Origin of the sequence: Pseudodesulfovibrio sp. 5S69, assembly GCF_037094465.1 — a bacterium.
GTDB lineage: Bacteria > Desulfobacterota > Desulfovibrionia > Desulfovibrionales > Desulfovibrionaceae > Pseudodesulfovibrio > Pseudodesulfovibrio methanolicus.
The window spans coordinates 3488440-3507273 of record NZ_CP146609.1 but is presented as its reverse complement, the minus strand read 5'-3'; the positions used below and the strand labels follow the sequence as shown (position 1 = coordinate 3507273).

At 56.0% G+C, this 18834-nt stretch carries 11 protein-coding genes; 4 read left to right on the top strand and 7 right to left on the bottom strand.

The window, feature by feature from the left end; all coding sequences use genetic code 11:
• Together V8V93_RS16535 and V8V93_RS16530 are read right to left on the bottom strand one after the other, a co-directional pair.
• Entirely contained in the window at positions 1-7845 is a 7845-nt protein-coding gene (locus V8V93_RS16535; RefSeq protein ID WP_338667717.1) for an SDR family NAD(P)-dependent oxidoreductase, read from the bottom strand.
• Between the two features lie 25 nt (positions 7846-7870).
• Complete coding sequence (locus V8V93_RS16530; protein WP_338667716.1) at positions 7871-9196, bottom strand: hypothetical protein; 1326 nt, start codon at positions 9194-9196, stop codon at positions 7871-7873.
• An 81-nt stretch (positions 9197-9277) separates the two neighbouring features.
• Here V8V93_RS16530 and V8V93_RS16525 point away from each other — a divergent pair, with 81 nt between their 5' ends.
• Positions 9278-9589, top strand: coding sequence for a hypothetical protein (locus V8V93_RS16525; protein ID WP_338667715.1), 312 nt, complete (start codon positions 9278-9280; stop codon positions 9587-9589).
• On the opposite strand, the gene V8V93_RS16520 is transcribed toward V8V93_RS16525, so the two are convergent.
• From V8V93_RS16520 to V8V93_RS16510, 3 genes are read right to left on the bottom strand one after another with little or no spacing between them, the layout of a single operon-like run.
• Positions 9564-10598, bottom strand: coding sequence for a glycosyltransferase family protein (locus tag V8V93_RS16520; protein ID WP_338667714.1), 1035 nt, complete (start codon positions 10596-10598; stop codon positions 9564-9566). The genes V8V93_RS16525 and V8V93_RS16520 overlap by 26 nt on opposite strands.
• A gap of 4 nt (positions 10599-10602) precedes the next feature.
• Complete coding sequence (locus V8V93_RS16515) at positions 10603-11685, bottom strand: glycosyltransferase (protein WP_338667713.1); 1083 nt, start codon at positions 11683-11685, stop codon at positions 10603-10605.
• Between the two features lie 12 nt (positions 11686-11697).
• Positions 11698-12909 (bottom strand): radical SAM protein, encoded by a 1212-nt coding sequence (locus V8V93_RS16510; protein WP_338667712.1) that lies wholly within the window; start codon positions 12907-12909, stop codon positions 11698-11700.
• Between the two features lie 149 nt (positions 12910-13058).
• Between V8V93_RS16510 and V8V93_RS16505 the strand changes: the two genes are divergently transcribed.
• The 3 genes from V8V93_RS16505 to V8V93_RS16495 all read left to right on the top strand — a co-directional run bounded on the left by V8V93_RS16505 (position 13059) and on the right by V8V93_RS16495 (position 17005).
• Entirely contained in the window at positions 13059-13970 is a 912-nt protein-coding gene (locus tag V8V93_RS16505) for a hypothetical protein (RefSeq protein ID WP_338667711.1), read from the top strand.
• The gene (locus V8V93_RS16500) at positions 13970-15652 is read left to right on the top strand and encodes a hypothetical protein (protein ID WP_338667710.1); all 1683 of its coding nucleotides are present in this window, start codon (positions 13970-13972) and stop codon (positions 15650-15652) included. Before V8V93_RS16505 ends, V8V93_RS16500 begins: the two co-directional genes overlap by 1 nt.
• Positions 15653-15889: 237 nt before the next feature.
• Positions 15890-17005, top strand: a complete 1116-nt coding sequence (locus tag V8V93_RS16495) for a glycosyltransferase (protein ID WP_338667709.1) — start codon at positions 15890-15892, stop codon at positions 17003-17005.
• A gap of 188 nt (positions 17006-17193) precedes the next feature.
• Here the strand turns inward: V8V93_RS16495 and V8V93_RS16490 are convergent, their stop codons facing one another.
• Positions 17194-17946, bottom strand: coding sequence for a glycosyltransferase family 2 protein (locus tag V8V93_RS16490; protein ID WP_338667708.1), 753 nt, complete (start codon positions 17944-17946; stop codon positions 17194-17196).
• Between the two features lie 11 nt (positions 17947-17957).
• Entirely contained in the window at positions 17958-18761 is an 804-nt protein-coding gene (locus tag V8V93_RS16485) for a glycosyltransferase (protein WP_338667707.1), read from the bottom strand.
• Positions 18762-18834: the final 73 nt, after the last annotated feature.

Sequence of the window (18834 nt, the reverse complement as noted above, 5' to 3'; positions counted from 1 at the left end):
CTAGTTCGGTATGCGTTTCATGAAGAGGCCTTCAACGATCATGAGCACATTGCCCTCATCGTCCAGGGCCACGCCGTCCCAAGAGGAGCCGCCTTCAACGGATTTGCGCAGTCGCGCCTTAAGCATCACGGTCTCTCCTGGTTCGCACCGCCGGGAAAACTGCATTTCGCCTATACCCACCGGGAGGAAGGGAGAGAGTTCCCCACCTATTGCCAGGGGCTGGAACAGGACTAACTGCATCAAGGCTTCCAGCAGATAGGGCGAATACTGATATGACGCGCGTTTTGCGGAAAAGTCTTTTTCCTCACCATAGATGCTGACGCCTGTGACCCCGTGCTCGTCGGCACCGGTGATCTCTTTGATAACCTGATACCTATTGAGTTGGGCCGTGTATTTCGCATATACATCAGTGATTTCGGAAGGAGAAAGCGATGCGGATGGCAGGGGGGCAGTCCCTTCCATGATCGGATTCTTGAGCTTTGGCGTTGAGGCCGCCGCCATGGCGACCTCTGCGGTATAGCAGTCGTTCCAGCGATCCAGCTGTCGGCCTTTGGGTGACATGTCGCGGCAGGCAAGCGAGGTCGAGACCAGAGTTTTGCCGATGCTGGTGCTGCTTCCACGGGCAACGACGCTCAGTTCGCGTGTCGTTGCTTCAGCGCAAGGGATCATATCCAAAAAGCGAACGTTCCTGACGCCGGTCGGAGTGAACTCTGGATAGAGCGCCTTGGCGGTTTCCAGGAAACTTTCCACAGCCATGACAGCCGAGAAGAGTGGGTATTTCAGCATCGGATACGGCTTGTGGTTCGGCAGCCAGGGGTCCCGTGCGTGGGAAACGGCCCGCTTGATTCGGATCTCGGGTATTTCGAGAATCAGTTCGGAGACTGTATCGATCATGGGCAGATCGCCAACGGCAAGGCCTAATGCATCTTGTTCAGGTCCGGCGGGGAAACGCTTGCCGCTGGCCGGGTCCTTGACCGGGCGGGAGAGCATGGTCCATCCGGACGTTTCCGTGGCGATTTCAAGGCGGATGAGCTTTGACAGGGAGGCGATGGGAACATAGGCTTGTCCCATGCTCTTCATGGCCAGAAGCTTTTTGACTTCGGGGTCATTGGCCATGCCGATGCCGTCCACGGGCGGCAGCCAGAGTGCCTTCCCGGCGATGCCTCGGTCGGTAAGGGAATTCAGGTAGGCGGCCATGGCCCGGTTGGCCGCGCAATAGTTCGCCTGTCCGACGTTGCCATGCCAAGCTGCCACGGAAGAGAAGGCGGCCGCGAACTCCAGACCGTGCCTGGATGCGGCTTCGACCACGTTCCTCATTCCCTGCAATTTGACATTGAGGACAAGCTTGAAATCTTCAGGTTCCATGAGTTGCAGGAAGCTGTCTTTGAGAAGGCCCGCTCCGTGTATGACCGCGTCCACTCGACCATATTCGGCGGCGATGGAGTTGACGGCCTTTTCCACGGCTTTGGCGTCGGCGATGTCGCAGGAATGGTACATTACCTGGCAACCGAGTCCTTTCAGATTGCTGATGGTCGATGCCGTGTCTGGCGCTGTTTCAGGACTTCTGCCAAGCAGCGCCAGCTTCACGTCCAGAGCGGCCACGGATTCAGCCACGGCAGCCGTAACTCCCTTGCCTCCGCCGGTAATGACCACCACATCGTCGGGCTTGATTCTGTTTTTTTGCTCTCCAGTCTTGAAGGCGACGGGCTGCGCTGTCCGGGTCATGACGCCCTGATTCCTGAAAACGAGGTCCACAGTTCGCTCTTTGCTGGACACGCAGCGATCAAGGACGTCGGCAATACCGATTCCATGCTCAACGGCAGCGTAACGGAAGACCGTGGATGTGTATTCCATGGCCGCGGCAAGGAGGATGCCGAGTACGCCTTCGCCGACCTCGCTAAGGGCAACGCCTTTCGGAGCTTTGCCCATGGCGATGCAGAACTGCTTTGTTCTGTTGGCGGCAAAGGCTTTCATGGCAGGGAATATTTGCGACAGAATTTCTATGGTTTGGGTGCTGTCTCGGTTTTCCGCCTCGTCAAGGAGCAGGATGAGTCCCTGACACTTGGCAAGGGTTTTAACTGGAATTTCTTCAGTCAGGTCCGCCGTGACGACGTCGCTTTGCAGCTTGTCGGCAACCCATGCCAGTGTCGCGTCGGACAGGCTGGACCCTCCAAGGGTTGCTACGACAATCGCGTTTCCGCCTACTGTATAGGCGGGCGGACCGGCAGGGGCGTCGGCAACACTTTCGGCAAAATCATAACGCAGAACCGGCAATGGGGCTTTGGCGGCCTCGGGCTCGGCTGCCGTTTTTGCTGGATCGGCAGCTCCGCTTTTTGCCGACGTTTTTGCTGTGACAGGTGCTCCACCCTTGAGCTCCGAGATTTTGCTGGCCAGGTCGTTGATTGTTTCAACTCCGATGAAATCTTCAATGCAAATTTCAATATCAAAGGTCTTTTCCGCCTCGTCCATGATCACCGGCAGTCGGCTGGAACGGATGTTGAGGTCCTGGCGGATATTCATGGACGGTTCGATCTCGTCGCGCTCATAACCGGTGGAGTCCATGATGATCTGAATGACCTGTTCGAGGACGTCCTTTTTGCCGCTCGTGCTCGCAGCTGCAGGCGCGGCATCGGCGTTGATGTCGACACCTTTGATTTCCGCGATGCGGGTAGCCAGGTCGTTGATTGTTTCAACTCCGATGAAATCTTCAATGCAAATTTCAATATCAAAGGTCTTTTCCGCCTCGTCCATGATCACCGGCAGTCGGCTGGAACGGATGTTGAGGTCCTGGCGGATATTCATGGACGGTTCGATCTCGTCGCGCTCATAGCCTGTGGAGTCCATGATGATCTGAATGACCTGTTCAAGGACGTCCTTTTTGCCGCTCGTGCTCGCAGCCGCAGGCGCGGTATCGGCGTTGATGTCGACACCTTTGATTTCCGCAATGCGGGTAGCCAGATCGTTGATTGTTTCAACTCCGATGAAATCTTCAATGCGAATTTCAATATCAAAGATATGTTCCGCCTCGTCCATGATCACCGGCAGTCGGCTGGAACGAATATTGAGGTCCTGGCGGATATTCATGGACGGTTCGATCTCATCGCGCTCATAGCCTGTGGAGTCCATGATGATCTGAATGACCTGTTCGAGGATGGAACCGCCGCTTGCCGAGGCCTTGGCTGCCGGCTTGGCGATGGGGGCCGGGCTTGCTGTTTCGTTGAGGTCAATGACCGGTCCGTCCGTGATGTTCCCGTAGCCTTTGGCACACAGCCATGCCGAGCTGTTCAGAAGTTGGTTCCGTTCGTGGGCTTCCCTGCAGGTGGCCCGGCATTCCGCCTTGGGCAGGATGTCTCCGATAAATGTGCACAACGTGTCCGAGGGGCCTATTTCGAGGAAGGAACGGATTTGTAGCCCTTCCCAGAGTGTGTAGGTGTTCTGCGTCCAGAGAACAGGACTCTCCAGGTGTTCGACCATGGTGTTCTTGATGGCCTCCGGTGAGTTCTCATGGATTTCGCCGGTCACGTTGGAGGCCACGGGAATAGCCGGTGCATTGAAAGTGACGTTGTTGAGCACGGACCGGAATGCGTCACGGACACCGGCCATGATGCTGGAGTGAAAAGCCATGCTGACTTTGAGCCGTATTGCAAGGAAGCCCTGATCTTTGAGCTCGATCACCAGATCGTCAAGCAGGTCGGCAGGGCCTCCGAGTACGGTCTGGCCGGGTGAATTGTAGTTGGTGATGATTGCGTTCGGGAAACGCTTCAGTTTTCTGGTGAGGATGTCCAGTGGGGTATTGGTGGCCACCATGCCGCCGGGATCGTCGGCTGCCTCAGCTGCCTCGTCCATGATGCGGCCGCGATTGCATACGAGGGTGAATGCGTCTTCGGCAGAAAGCACGCCGGCAACGCACAGGGCGGTGAATTCGCCGAGGCTGTGGCCTGCTACCGCATCCGGGCGCATACCGGAATCCACCAGGTGTTTGGCTATGGCGTATTCCAAGGCGAACAGCGCGGGCTGCTGCCATCTGGTCTTCTGCAATTTCTCCGGGGCAGCCTCGAACATAAGGTCAAGAAGATCGAAGTCGGCATGCCCGTTCAGGAAATCCAGGGTCTCCCGGACGCCGGGAACTGTGGAATACAGCTCCTTGCCCATACCGATGTACCAGCCCCCCTGGCCGGAGAACACCCAGGCCAGGCCCTTACCGGACGTTTCCTGTCCGACGAAGACGTCGTTGCTCGCCAGCTTTCTCAAAAATCTATTTGAAATTGCATCCTTGCCCTTCAGTCCGGCGAGCAGGGATTCCACCTCAGTCCGGGAGGCTTGCGCGGTAGCAACACGCGCTGATCCGAAAGCACCCCTGATCGGATAGGCCACGAGTCCGCCTTTCGGTGCCGCGGCCTTTTGGACAGGCTCCCACCCCTCACCGCTCCAGACACGATCCCTGTCAGCCTCAGTGCCTTCCAGATGGACAACAAGACTCGCACCGCCGAAACCGAATGCGTTGACCTGTAAGCGGCGGGGGCGCCCCTCGGGAGAGGGCCATGGCTCGGGCTTGGACAATATTCTGAGCCCCGTGTTTTTAATGCCGATTTCAGGGTCTGGTGTGTCATGGTTTAAGCTGGCGGGAAGTACGCCGTGCTTCATGGCGTTGACGCCTCGAATGAGACTGGTGATGCCTGAGGCGCCCAGGGTGTGACCGATTTGAGACTTGAACGAAGAAAGAACCGTTTTGCCGTTTTGGGGGAAGACGGCGGCCAGAGCACGTATCTCCTCCCGGTCTCCCTGATTGGTGCTGGTGCCGTGACACTCGATCAGGTCAACTTCATCCGGTCCATACGGGACATCTGCGAATGAAGCGTTCAGGGCGATCTGCTGGGAGGCTGATATGGATTCGACAATGCCTTCATGGTTGGTACAGGCACCTATACCCGTGATGTAGGCGTGGCTTTTGGCCCCTCTGGCCCGGGCTACGGACTCCCGTTCTATGACCACCATGGAGCCGCCTTCGCCGAGAACGAAGCCGTCCCTGTTTTTGTCAAAGGGGCGGCTACATTCCGCTGGTGTCCGTTTGACACCCGACATACCTGCCAGAGAGCCTATGGCGCAAAATTCATAATAGTGGCCGGGGGTGAGTATTTCTTCGCCTCCACCGATGACGGCCGCATCAATGATGCCCTGGCGGAGCAGCATCAAAGCGCAGTGCAGTGCAATGAGGCTTGATGCACAGGCGGCTCCGACAGAATAGCTTGGGCCATTGAGTGCGTATTGGTTGCAAATGTAGCCAGCGGCGGTACAGTTGAGGCGTCCTATGAGTGTCGTGTCATCCGGCCTCGTTCCAATGTCCCGCATGTCGTTGATGGCTGCCGTCCGCTGTTCGGCCGTCATGGGAATCGACTTGGCCAGGTTGTCGACGATTTCCTCGGCATATACGTGGATGAGCTGGTCCTTGAAAGTGCTCGCCGTTTCAGCGGAGTTTTGCGACGTGATGACAGCGATTCTCGATTTCTCAATGTCCGAGTTCAACAGGCCGGATTCTTCCAGGGCCTGTTTCGCCAGAAGGAGCGTCAGGCGAGTGGATTCGGCCATGGTCCGGAAATCCTGCGGGGAGACATTGATGTCCTTGCGGGTAATTTCGATGTCAATGAATGCGCCGACATTGGTATACACGTTGGGCATCCGGGCACCGGGCTTCATGTGCTTGGAGTGGTCCCAGCGTTTGGCGGGAATCGTGCTGACACCACTTTTGAGGTTGACGGAAGCCTCGAAAATATCCTGATAGTTGTTGCCCAGGGAATTGACCGCAGCCATGCCGGTTATCGCGATGCGTTCGTGCCCTGAGCCAGCCCCTGTGGCAGTCGCCATTTCGCTTTTCGGGAGGCCATGTATCAGCATGGGGCCTGACGCCACTTTCGAATGCAGATCATCAAGGGTCATGGAGCTTGAAATATTGCCAGAAACGGCGCCGCTCATGAATTGGCCTTCACGCAGGCAGTACTCGTCACTCAAGGGGGTGCCATCCTCCCGATTGATCCCTCTGGCGGCAACGAACAGGGTGCCTACACTCACCTTTTCGAGTGCCATGCGGCGTTCGGACTCTTCCACGGACTTGGCGACGAGATCGCGTTCCATGGTGCAGATGTCATTGAGTTTTGGAGTCTTGAGAGAACGCACCCGAAGACCGATACTCTCCCCAGACAAGACGGTGCCACCCGGTTTGGCTTCCACAATGAGCTTTTGGTATTGTTGGCGCAGGGCTCCGGTTTCAATAATTTCGCGAGTGGCGAGGTAGGCCGTGCCCATCTGCACGCCGTCGGCTCCGAGCATTGCGGCGCGATAGGCCGTCTTTCTGTCGTAAATGCCACCGGCTATGATAATTTTAGTCTTGGCGAAAAAGTCAGGCATTTCCTGGCGAAGGACCGAAGCGGCTTGGGCGAGGGAGAGCGTCGAATTTTCGCCGACATGGCCCCCGGCTTCGTTGCCCTCGAGAACCACGAAGTCAGCGCCCGCCTTTACGGCGAGTTTCAGCAGGTCGACAGTTGCGGCAAGGTAGATGACGCGGATATCGAGCTTGGCGAACTGTTTGACGAATGCCGGATCTCCGGCGGCTATCGTGACGAAGGGCGGTCTGATCTTTTCAATCCAGGCAAGCTGCTCGTCACGAAATGGGTTTTCGTCCAGCAGGAGGGCGTTGATCGCATATGGGCGGTCTCCCATCTCTTCATGGATTGCTCCGAAATCCTGCTCCAGATTCCTGGTGTTGCGCATCCCCAAGGTGATGGTCGGCAGTGCCCCGGCGCGTTCCACTTCGCGAGCAAATGCGAAATTGTCGGTGATCCAGGTCATCCCGCCCTGGATGATTGGATAATTGACGCCAAGCGACGCTGCCGCCGGGCTTGCGTCAAAGCGTTTCAATCTTTGGGGAGAGCTTTCAAGCAGGCTACGGATATCCGCTGCAAATTTCGTAAAGGCGGACATGGACGAGCCGTACTTTTTTTCAAAGCTGCTGGCAAAGGCGGCCTCGGGCCCGAGCGGTATGAGTTCTGCGGCGGAAAAATCGCTGGACAGAGGCTCCACGGCTTGGCCCATGACCTCAAGGGCCAATTGCCTGCCAGCCTCTTCCGGTTTTTTGTCGCCCAGGCAATCGACTGTTTTGGTCAATTGGCGGACGGCTTTGGAATTGCCCTTGTCGAAAAAACGCCAGGGCATACCAGTGGAAGTGCCGACAACGGTGGTCGAATCATAGCGGAGTTTTCGAATTTTGTCTTTTCCAACGTCGGTCAGGCCCATGACGCTGTTCAGCCAATGTACGCTTTCGAAAACAACACCGGCTGCGCCCGAGCCGATGAATGCCGCAGCTGCTTCGGAGGTGCCCAGCCCTCCCCAGACATAGATGGAAGCGCCTCCGGCCTCTTTTCCCACGGCGGAATACAGGACCTGGATGGAGTCTGCACTGACTAGGCCGGAAGACTCCACTCCCTTCAAAGCGATAGATCCCTCCGGATTGGCCTCAAGCCATGTCTTGGCAAACGCATGGTTCCCGGTAACCGGGACGATGGCCATTGCGGAAAATTTTTGCAGGCTCGAAAGAGTCTCTTGAACATCCAGCAATTCGGACGGCAGAATTTCAACCCATACGCGGGAGCCCTCCAAGGCCTTTGCCGCACTTTCGAATTCCGGAGCCAAAAGTTGCGTTGAACGGAGGTATACCTCGGTCGCTTCATGAAGGCGCGATGCTTGAACCGCAGCGGGGGCAAGGAAAGATTGGTCCAGAATAAACGCAGAGTCGCTGATGGGGGCCTCTGTGGATGCCTGTGGAATGTTCGTAAGATATAGCAGGGAGGTCATTAGTGCCCGGATATGTTAAAATCGATTAATTTTTATTTGTGCCGGTTGAAATGATGCGCAATTTGTTGCCTGCGGTTTTCATCGTAAAACCGGAAGTCTCGGCCATATATTCAAGTCGGCTGACATCATTGCCCATTTCAGGACCACGAGTTCGGCTCCAAATAGTGCCGCCATATAAAGTTGCTAACGCTTGCAGCAGGCTTCTGCGCCTAACCATGTCCCGAGTGGAAATGTCGACAGTCATGGCATGGAGCTTTTTATTCAGAAACAGGAATCCTATTGATTTGGAATTTTTCAACTTATCTTTCAGTCTGTAGTCGCAAATATTTTCCGTGCAAGCGGTGACGACTAAAGAATTGTTTTTATACGAAGTAAGCGCATGTTTCGCAAGTTCTTTATTGGTTTTCTCAATGCTCCAGCCAAAGGCTACCAGCTCCCAATAAGGGACAATGCCATATCCTTCCAGTAGATTATCTGCTTCTTCAAAGCGACTGCCTGTTCCAGGCTGCGGTACAGGTGCAGGCGAGTGGCGCTCCTCTGGTTCGTAAGTCTGCGGCTGGGAGGTGGCAAGAACGTCTTCAGGATACTCTCGGAAGAGCGTGTCGACACTTTCATCCACAGTGAACGGGGCAAAGGCTTTTTGCAGGTAAAGTCCGTCGGTATGTATTGAGCCCGATCCTGCATTGGGTGCGGGTGGAGCAAGAGGAGGGGCAGGAGTTGGTTTGGCCTCGGTGAGTAATGAGACATCCAGCTTTATTGTATACTCCCTCGGATAGGGCAAGAGGATTTGATAAATCCTCTTGGTGTTCGGCTTGACCGGTTTGGGGATTGGGGAGCAAACGGCAGCGGTAGCGGCAAGGAGGCTCAGCTGGGAGAGGACCGCCTTGTCGTAATATCTTCCACCATAGCTTGTATGCTTCGAAAGTGTTTTCCCTGTGTCGTCAAACACCTTGACTTGGAGCGCCGGACTTTCTGTCGCCTTGTCCGTTTGGACAGTACACGTGACGATCAGCATACGGCTGTCGTCGCTGGTCGTTATGAAGGTCTGGTTCATGTCGGTGATGGTTGCAGCGCAATGGCCGATGGCCGGGAGCAACAGAAAAACAATCAGAGTTATGGAGCAAACGTAATACGCTTTCAGGCCCGGGGCAAAACCGGTTTCAGGCTTGGTCGGCCTCTGTTCAGTCCATTGGCGCCTTTTTGGGTGCTTGGAGTTGAAAGGTCGTGTCTGGGGATCGGGCGTGTTGCTCATCTGGTCGGCTTGTGTGTTGGTTGTACGTGGCTTGATTGTTGTTGGCGGATTTTTTAGTATCCTCAGTATAACAATATGGTATTGACCGTTGATAGACATTATTCCGTATATTACCCCCTTGGCAAGTTGTGATTCTTTACTTGCCCGGAACAGCATAAACGGTAGCAGGCGGAGGTAACAATGAAAAATTTCGATTTTACCGGCATTTGGCAGACTCGATATCTCATTGCGGATATTGTTATCCATGTCGAGCAGAAAGGTCGGAAAGTGTCAGGCTACGCTGAAGTTTTTGGATTCATGGGATCAAAAGACCTCTATCACTTCTTGGGCGAGGTCAATGGGATGAATGTCCATGCTAGTCACTACAAGGGAAGAAGATTTGTCGGAAAGGCATTGGGCAAGAACTCCGCGGCCGGGATCCTGACGACCATAAGTGGCTCCAAGCTTTCTCTGAAGGCCAAGCGAGTTAGTATGAATCCGCAAGTGATCTGATGGTATCGGCTATCACCGTATTGCCGAAAAAATTCTTTTCGGCCAATATTTTTCTGTGTTTGTTGTGATGCTTATCGAAGTGACATAAGGCCACATTGTTTTCCTCATGGGCATTAGTGAAATCGCCATATCCGAGTTTTTTTAGAAAATGCGCATTGAGGAATTGTTCATAGAATAATTCCGTTGGCAGGGCGAGCACGGGTTTGCCCAGGTGCAGGGCTTCGCTGGTCAAGGTGTGGCCGCCGTTGCAGATGACGTAGGCGCTGGCGGCCAGGTCGGTGAGGAAGCCTTCCCGGGAGGGGGGCATGAAGTGCAGGTCGCCTTGGCTGCCCGTCTCCTGGGTGCCGTAGATGCGGCATGTCCTGCCTGTTGACTGGAGCCCCTGGAGCAGGTTTTTTCCCACGCCGCTGCGCATGTAGACCAGCACATGGCTGCCCTCTGACGGCGCAACCTCCAGAACGTCCCTATGCAGGATTGGCGGCACGACCGTGGTGTTGTCCTTGCCCGGCAGGGAGAAGAACGAACTGACCACGTATTTGTCGGCGCAACTGAAGAGCGCCTTGATGATGCCGGTGGTTATCAGGCGGCTGACGGTCTGCTCGGAGGGCGGTGTGTGCACGGTGTTGGTGATGCTGTGTTGGTGGTCCAGGCTGATGCAGTGCAGGCCGCATTGCCTGGCCGCTTTGGGCAGGAAAAATTCGTAGTCGGTGATGGCCAGATCCGGCTTGAATTCCTCTATCTGTCGGCAGAGCCCGGCCACAATTTTTTGATATCCAAGGATGATGTGCCCGAAGTTGGCGACGGTTCCCGTCACGTGGACACGGTTGTCCCGCAGCACTGTGGAGATCATGGGCAGGCTGGAGTATCGGTAGCCGTGCCTTTCTGCCTCCAGTACCCGGCCTCCGCCGACGAACAGGAATTCGTGCTCGTCCATTTCCCGAGCAACGGCCAGGGAGCGGTTAATGTGGCCGCCGGAGTCGCCCATGACGCCATAGATGATCCTGGCCATGGGCTTAACTCCTTAGGACTGCAGCCAAATCATGCAGCAGGGTTTCGTAGTTCTGGACCATGGCATCCATGCTAAAATGCTGTTGCATGTGTTGTTTGCCCTGGCTGCCCATGTCGTGTGCCCTTTCAGGCGCATCAAGCAGGGTACAGATCGCTTGTGCCAGTTCTTTCGCATCACCCGGCTCGACGAGAAGGCCTGTTTTGCCCTCCACAACCAATCGGGATACGCCGCCCACGTCCGTAGCGATGACCGGCAGTCCGGCCGCTGCTCCCTCCATGATGCTGTTGGGCAGGGCCTCCCGCCGGGAAGGGTGAACGAGCAGGGTGCTTTGCGCGTAATAGGGCAGCAGATCGTGTCGGGCCGGTTCAAATCGGACGCGGTCGTCCAGTCCCAGGCGTCCTGCGGTCGTCTGCAATTCGTGCTGCAGGGGGCCATCGCCCACAATGGTCAGCCTGGCGTCCGCGTGGTGTTCGGGCAACAGCGCCATGGCGTGCAGCAGGGTTTCATGGTCCTTGTCCTCATGCAGCCTGCCCACGGCCAGCAGCCGTTTCCCGATATCGCTTCGTGGTCCGGCGTCCCACTGCGCCACGTCAATGCCGTTTTCAATGAGGGTGAGGCGATGGCTCGGCGTGCCGAGGGCCGCGAGCCCTTTGCAGAGGGCTTCCGCGTTGCAGGCATGGTGATGGGCCAGCCGCCAAAGCCTTTTTTCATGCTGCCGCTTGACGGAGCCGCCGCCCCGGCAGGTGCCGAGAATGACCGGGCAACCGGCCAGCCTTCCAAGCAGCCGACACCAGATGTTGGGCACGACGGTCATGGGGATGAGGATGTCCGGGCGCGTTCGCCGTAGCCGTCTCCAGAGATTGAGGAGGCTTGTCGGGTTCACGGCCAGACAGGAGGACAGGACGTGGCTGGGAATACCCAATGTGCGGACGTTCTGCAGAAAGTCGCCGCCGTCCCTGAGTATCCACAGCTCGGGAGTGAACTGGCTGCGGTCCAGGCGGCGTAGCAGTTCCAGGGTCTGGCGTTGGGTGCCTCCGAATTCTAGATCCTGGAGGACGAAGACGACGCTGATCTCCGGCAGGCCCATATCCCCCCCGATTTAATAGCCCATCAGCCCGCAGCAGCGGCTGCAGACCGGCATGAGTCCATCCCTATGCAGACTTTGCCGGAATGTGCGGAACCGGTCCGAGTTCCACAGTTCGGTGACTGTATGCTCCTTGACGTTGCCGACGACATAATCATGATAGTCCCGGCAGGGGGACATGTCTCCATTGCTGTCGATTTCCACCACCTGATGGATGGAGATACATTGGTCAAAGCCGAAGCTGTTTCTGTGGTTGGTGTAGTATTCCCGGAGATTGTCAACGCCGGAGATGTTGGGGATGAACACGGCGGGTGGGGTGCCGAGCCGGGCCGAGCGCCGTCTGATGGCCTGCATCTGGGATTCGATGAGCGCGTAATTGTCGGGCTTCCAGCCGCCGATCCAGCCCCGGTGCAGGGTTGGTTTCTGGCCGAAGCGACGCTCGAAGTCCACAGCATGGGCATTGGCGCTCGGTTCATCGATCCACCAGGAGGGATAAAAGACCAGAAAGTCGACCATCGGGGAAATATTTTCATAAATGTCCAGAAGATGGTCGTGATTATCACGGGAGATGGTGGTCAGGGAGGCGATGAAGGGCAGGTCGTTTTTTTTGCGTTCCCTGGCGTCCCGCATGTCGGACAGGCCGTCCATGATGGCCCCGAATACATCGAGGTTGCCCGGGCGTCGGATGCCGTTGTGCAGCTCGGCGTTATGGCCGTCGATGGACACCTGGAGCAGGTAGAGCGGCGAGTCCGTGAAACAGTCGATGCCCTTTTGCAGCTTGGTGCCGTTGGTGGCAATGGACGGCGGCAGGCCGAGCCGGGAGGCGTGTCCGATAATGTCCAGGGTGCCGTCGTAGAGCATGGGTTCCCCGCCCCAGAGGTACACGTTGGGGTGATGGCCGTTAGCTACCATGTCGTCCAGAAGTTCGATATACCGTGCAGGGGAGACCTCGGCCTTCTTGAGGTCGCTCAGCTTCTTGCCGCGAAGGAATCCGTTTTCGCCCCACTGACCGCACATGACGCAGCGCAGATTGCACACGTCGGTGATGCGGACACTGAACTGGTGGATCTTTTTGGCATACCCCTCATCAAGCCGTGAGTGGGTGAGGTTGAACAGCCACTTGTCGGCCTGCAATGCGACCAGTTTTTTGGCAATCCACGGATGCCGGGCGTGACGGAGGAAGAGCTTGGTTATGACTGCCGGCGAAATTTGGCTGCGTTTACTCATGAATCCTCGGGAATATCGTTTTATTTTCCATCAGTTGGCATTGAATACAGATAAAAGGCGTTTTACTTTAGGGCAGCAGGACGTGACTTGCAACTACTAGGTTAATATGTTGTTTTTGCAACAGCATATTTTGACAACAGCCGTATGGCATGGGTGAAATTTTGAAGCTGGCCATTACCATCGACGTTGAAGAAGAAGGACTCTTCGGGGGGGCATACCCGCGAAGCGGGGCCACGGTTTCCAACGTTGCGCTGTTGGAAAAGCTGGAATGGCTGACAAGGGATTTTGATCTCCCCCTGACACTGCTGGTCGATCATGCCGTTGCATCAAGCGGTGCCTGCGCTACGGTCCTGCGGCATTGGAAGGATGACCTGGGCGCGGAGATCGGCGTGCACCTGCATCCATGGAACACGCCCCCGTTCGGGGACGGCGACCCGCTGGATTCCACGGCCATGCCGCCTGAGCTGCTTTCGGCCAAGCTGGGGAATGTCCTGGAGGCCGTTGAGGCGTGCGTGGGGGGACGGCCCCGCTCCTTCCGCATGGGGCGATGGGATTTTTCGGAAAGCGTCCGTCGGGCCGTGCTGGCCTCGGGCCTGCTGGTTGATGCCAGCGTGGCACCGCTCAAGCATACCCCGGCCGGAACAACGTGGTTCAACGCGCCTGCCGAGCCCTTTTGGCTGGATGAGGAGCACTCGGTGCTGGAGGTGCCGCTGACGGTCCTGCCGATAGTGCCTGCATTTGGACGTCTTGCCGTGAACATGGGGAAATCCGTTACCCGACGTTTTTCCAGCTTTGGGGCTCTCGGTATCCAGCCCGTCTGGTTCCCCGCCTGGAGCATGCGGCAGGCGGTTCGGTTGCACGCCCATCGCCACGGAGAAGTCCTGAATCTGTTTTTTCATTCTTCGGAATTGTTGCCGGGCGCAAGCCCCCATTTCCCGACCGAGCAGTCGGTCCGGAACTTCCTGGAAAAGCTGCGTACGTTCGTGGTTTGGCTGAAACGGTATGTGGTGGTTAAAGGGCGAACCCTGAGCGGCCTGCGACAGGATATGGAGTCCAGGTAATGCGATTGGTCCCTGAAAAATGCCCAGTCTGGGCCTGGATCGTCCCGCCGCTACTGCTGATTGCCGTGGTGGCCGTGTATGCAGTGGACGTGCTGCAATGGGATGAGTGGGTGATCTGGGGGGAGCTGCTGCACAAGATCAAGGCGGGGACGTTCGGCTTAGCCGATCTGGCCGCTCAGCAGAATGAGCAGCGCAACATGGCTGCGCGCGTGTTCGGGCTGCTGCTTATGCCGCTTTTCAAGCTGAACCGGTTTGCCGAGTACGGAGTGAATTTTCTGTTGGCCGCAGGCTCTTTCTGGGCAGCGGTCGTTTTGTACGGCCGGACTTTTCGACAACGGATTACGCCCTTTGTCGCCTTGATTTTTTCTATGCTGAGCTTCTCGCTTTTGCAATGGGAGGCCTTCACCTTCGGGGCCAACAGTTCCGTCCTGATCCTGCCGTTGGGTATCTGGCTGGGAGTGCTTATCGCTGCCGGAGGCCCTCCGTCACTGTTGCGTCTGTCGGCGCTCGCCGTTGTCGGCATTTTGCCCTCCTTCAGTTTTGCCAACGGCTTGTTCTACTGGTTCTGTCTGGCACCGCTTCTTTATATGCAGGCCCGCAAATCGGGTAATGTCGTTAGGACATTGTCCATATGGGGCGGTCTTACGGCCCTAGTCTGGTTCCTGTATTTTTATTCCTTCCAATTCCCCCCCCAGCATCCGTCCCTGTCCGGTGATCTGGCCGCGCCTTTCCGGATGGCCGGGTATTTCATGGCCTATCTCGGCAGCGCCGTGTCCAGCGACAAAAATCTGATGCCGTTGGCGGTGGCGATCGGAGCCTGCTCCCTTTGCCTGCTGGGTCGGCTGTTGTGGGATCTGTTGCGCTGCGATGATCGCGATCAGTGGCGGGCGGCCATGCCCTGGTCCTGTGTCATGCTCTTCACGCTGTTTTCCGCCGGAGTTACCGCCCTTGCAAGAAGTGGCTTTGGCCTGGCCCAGGCCTTGGAGAGCCGTTATGCCTCCTACGCCACACCTTATTGGATGGCCTTGTTCGTGCTATTCCTGTTGGCCTGGAAAAGGGACAAAACAACCCATCGGTTGATCCTTGGGCGGAATTTCCTGGTCTTTTGCGCCGGAGTGTTTCTCCTGTCCACGCTCCTGTCCTTTATTGTGATTCGCAATCGTGAACCCCGGTTTGCCAAGGCCCGCAAGGCGCTGTTCAGTCTGACCAGCGATAGTGATCTGGCCCCGATTTTTCCGGATACGGCCTACCTGTTCAAACAACTGCCCATGCTGTTGGCTGATCGGCTTTCCCTTTACCGGGATATCAAGCGGTTTGACGAGTACGACAAGGAAGATAAAGCGGGTGGTGCCTTCTCTGTGGTGGAGAAGATGATTGGTGCGCAGGGCCAGGTGAAGGGCTTGCTGTTGCAGGGTGTCGTGACTCGTGATCAATCCGGGGTGCCTGTGCTAATCGTTGTCGGCAACAGGATCGTTGGCGTTTCCACGACCCGTGAGGAGTATTGGGAACTCTTTCTCCCCACGGCCTGGCTGCCTGAAGGGACCGTAATGGTGCGGGCGTATGCGGTGCTTGAGGGGGGAGAGAGGATCGCACCACTTGCTCCGGAGGGTGGGGGCGGCGTCGCGGTCGCCCACGGGCCAGAGCCGGAGTACAGCGTGTCGGATTACTTTTTTATCAATTGATGTTTCGTCGTCGTTTTTTGTCGTAAAAATCACATTGATTCGGAACTGGATATGCAGGGCTTCAACAGGGTATATTTTCAAGAGCAATTGTTTTTAGAGTCCCTTAATGTGTAGATTAAAGATGATTTTTGAAAACGACCGGTTCGTCCTGCTCGACGACATCATGTGGATAACGCGTATCCAAGACAATCTCTCTATCGTGGATACAATGATGATCACAAAAGGAGACTCTGTCAGATGACCACTGTTTCTCAACATACCGCTAAAGTAGCTCTGGTTCACTACTGGTTGGTCAACCGTAATGGGGGTGGTGAACGGGTCATCGAAGCTTTGTGTGAGTTGTTTCCTCAGGCAGATATTTTTACTCATTGCGTGGACCCGACCAAGTTGTCACATACCCTTGAACAGCACACTATCAAGACCACGTTTATCAACCGGATGCCCTTCAGCAAACGGTTCTATAAACATTATCTCCCTTTGATGCCCTTGGCCTTGGAACAGGTAGATCTCTCGGAGTACGACTTGGTCATTTCCTCGGAGTCCGGCCCCGCAAAAGGGATTATCGCACCGGCTACGACAAAACACATCTGCTACTGTCACACCCCAATGCGATATCTTTGGGACCATAAGGATGCTTATCTGGCAGAGGCAAATCCTCTGATCAGACTGTTTATGATCCCTATCTTTCACTATCTACGCCTATGGGACGTCCTTTCGGCAAAAAGGGCGGATGCCATCGTAGCGAACTCCTCGGCGGTGGCAGCCAGGATAAAACGGTGGTGGGGATGCGAGGCCGAGGTGATTCCCCCTCCGGTTGACACGGAATATTTCAAAACGTTCATCAACGAAGAACCGGGCGATTATTATCTATTCGCGGGCAGACTGGTACGCTACAAACGTGCTGATTTGGCCATCAAGGCCTGTGAACAATTGGGCAAACGGCTGGTTGTCGTGGGCCAAGGGGAGGAAATGAAAGCCCTCAAATCGATGGCTGGGCCCAAGGTGGAATTCCGTGGCGAGGTTGAGCGTGAAGAATTGGCAAGACTGTATGCAGGTTGCCAAGCCTTGCTCTTCCCCGGAGAAGAAGATTTCGGGATCGTCCCCATCGAGACCATGGCTGCTGGCAGGCCCGTCATTGCCTATGCAAGAGGCGGAGCCCTCGACTATATAACAGACAAAAATGGACTATTCTTTAATCAGGACACCCCGGAATCCCTGGCAAAGGCCATTCTTCGCTTTGAAGCGGACCTGACCTTTGATCCTATTACCATTTCTGCGCAGGCAAGCCGGTTTGGCAGGGATCACTTCAAGGGAGCCTTCATGGCTGCAATATCCCGAGTCTCTAAAGGCTAACTTTGTCTTAGCAATCGACTCAATACTTAAACGATTCAATAAAGAGATATAGGCCTACTGGCTGCGCGAAATTCTATAGACTCCCAGACTCACTCCCGTGAGGACCTCTTTAACCTTGTCTTTAGTGGTCTAACAACGTTTTGTGTTGGAGTATTGAAGCCTCGCTTCAGCCAAAGTGGGATCGACATTCAGGCCTTGTCCAGTGGTTCCAGCAGAGGCGACTTCCTCATGCCATGGCGGTGCAGAAAGGTTCCCATTGAGCACCGGAGCACACCTATGCCGTATTTGCAGGAACGCAGGAAACTGATCGAAGAGGATTCCTTTTCATACTTGGTGGGACAGGTGACTTCCCCGATGTGGAATCCGGCGTAGACGATCTGGCAGAGCATCTGGTTGTCGAAAATGAAATCGTCGCTGTTCTGTTCCAGCGGTAGCCGTTCCAGCACTTCGCGGGAAAAGGCGCGGTAGCCGGTGTGGTACTCGGAAAGTTTTTCGTTGATCAGCAGATTCTGGATCAGGGTCAGGAATCGGTTGGCCACGTATTTGTATATGGGCATGCCGCCCCTGAGCGCTCCTTTGCCGAGGATGCGGGAGCCGAGCATGCAGTCGTTCACGCCCTCGGCAATGGGCGAGACCATGGCCGGGATAAGCTTGGGCGTGTATTGGTAGTCGGGATGGAGCATGACCACGATATCCGCGCCCAGTTCCAGCGCCTTGGCGTAGCAGGTCTTCTGGTTGCCACCGTAGCCCCTGTTTTGGGCATGGACATAGGTCTTGATGCCCAAGCATTGGGCCAGTTCAACCGTATTGTCCTGGCTTTTGTCATCCACCAAGAGCACGTCATCCACAAAGCCTTTGGGGATGGCTTCATAGGTCTTTTGAAGGGTCTTGGCCGCGTTGTAGGCGGGCATGACCAGGACTACCTTCTTGCCGTTCAGCATGCGTTCAACCTTTAGTGAGTGTGGCGGGGGTCGGGTCTGAAACCATATTCCCGCGCGATATTGATCAAGTCTCTTGCCCCTGTGAAATAGGCCTTGAGCGAAACCTTGGAACCGGCAATGTCAGTCCATCGCTCAAGCGGGATTTCCCTAATGGCGTCGAGCGCTTTCTGTCGTCCTTTGGCGGCAAGGAAACGCGCCAGTAGCTCGACATCAAAAACCCAGGTGGTCAGGAAGGGCTCCTGAAAGAGGGGTACTGCCGTTTCCCGGAGGAGCAATTTGGCCCCGCATTGGGTGTCATACACGGGGAGGCCGAGGACCTGTGAAGCCGCTGTGGCGAACACGCGGCCCGAATAGTGGCGTGTCCACTTTCGTTCTATGGCTGTTCCCAATCGTTGATGGCGGCACCCCATGAAGATTTCTCCGCATGGGGTCTTTCCCATTTCTGCAAAAAAAAGGGGCAGTTGCGAAAACGGGGTGGCCAGATCAGCGTCCCAATAGCCGACATAGGCATGATCGGACTTGCTTGCCCCGTGCAGGATACCTGTGCGTACCGCTTCCGCTTTCCCCTTGTTCGAGGTGTGGCGGAGTACCGTGACCGTGTCCGGAGAGCGGCGCTGCAGATCGAGAAGGAGTTCGTGTGTCCCGTCCCTGCTGCCGTCATCCACTAGGCAGAGGTGCCCGTCCGGTGCGTAGGCAAGGAACTGATCGACACTTTCCCTGGAAAGCCGGTTGCGCTCATTGAAGCAGGGCATAACGAGCCAGATATCGGTCATGCACATGAAGGTGTAGTAAGCGTTTGTGGTTTTTCTGTCCATGGGTAAGGTGTGTTACGAGAACAATTGGGCCAGCCTGAAATGCTACAATGCCCAAGTGTTGGTTTCCAATTAT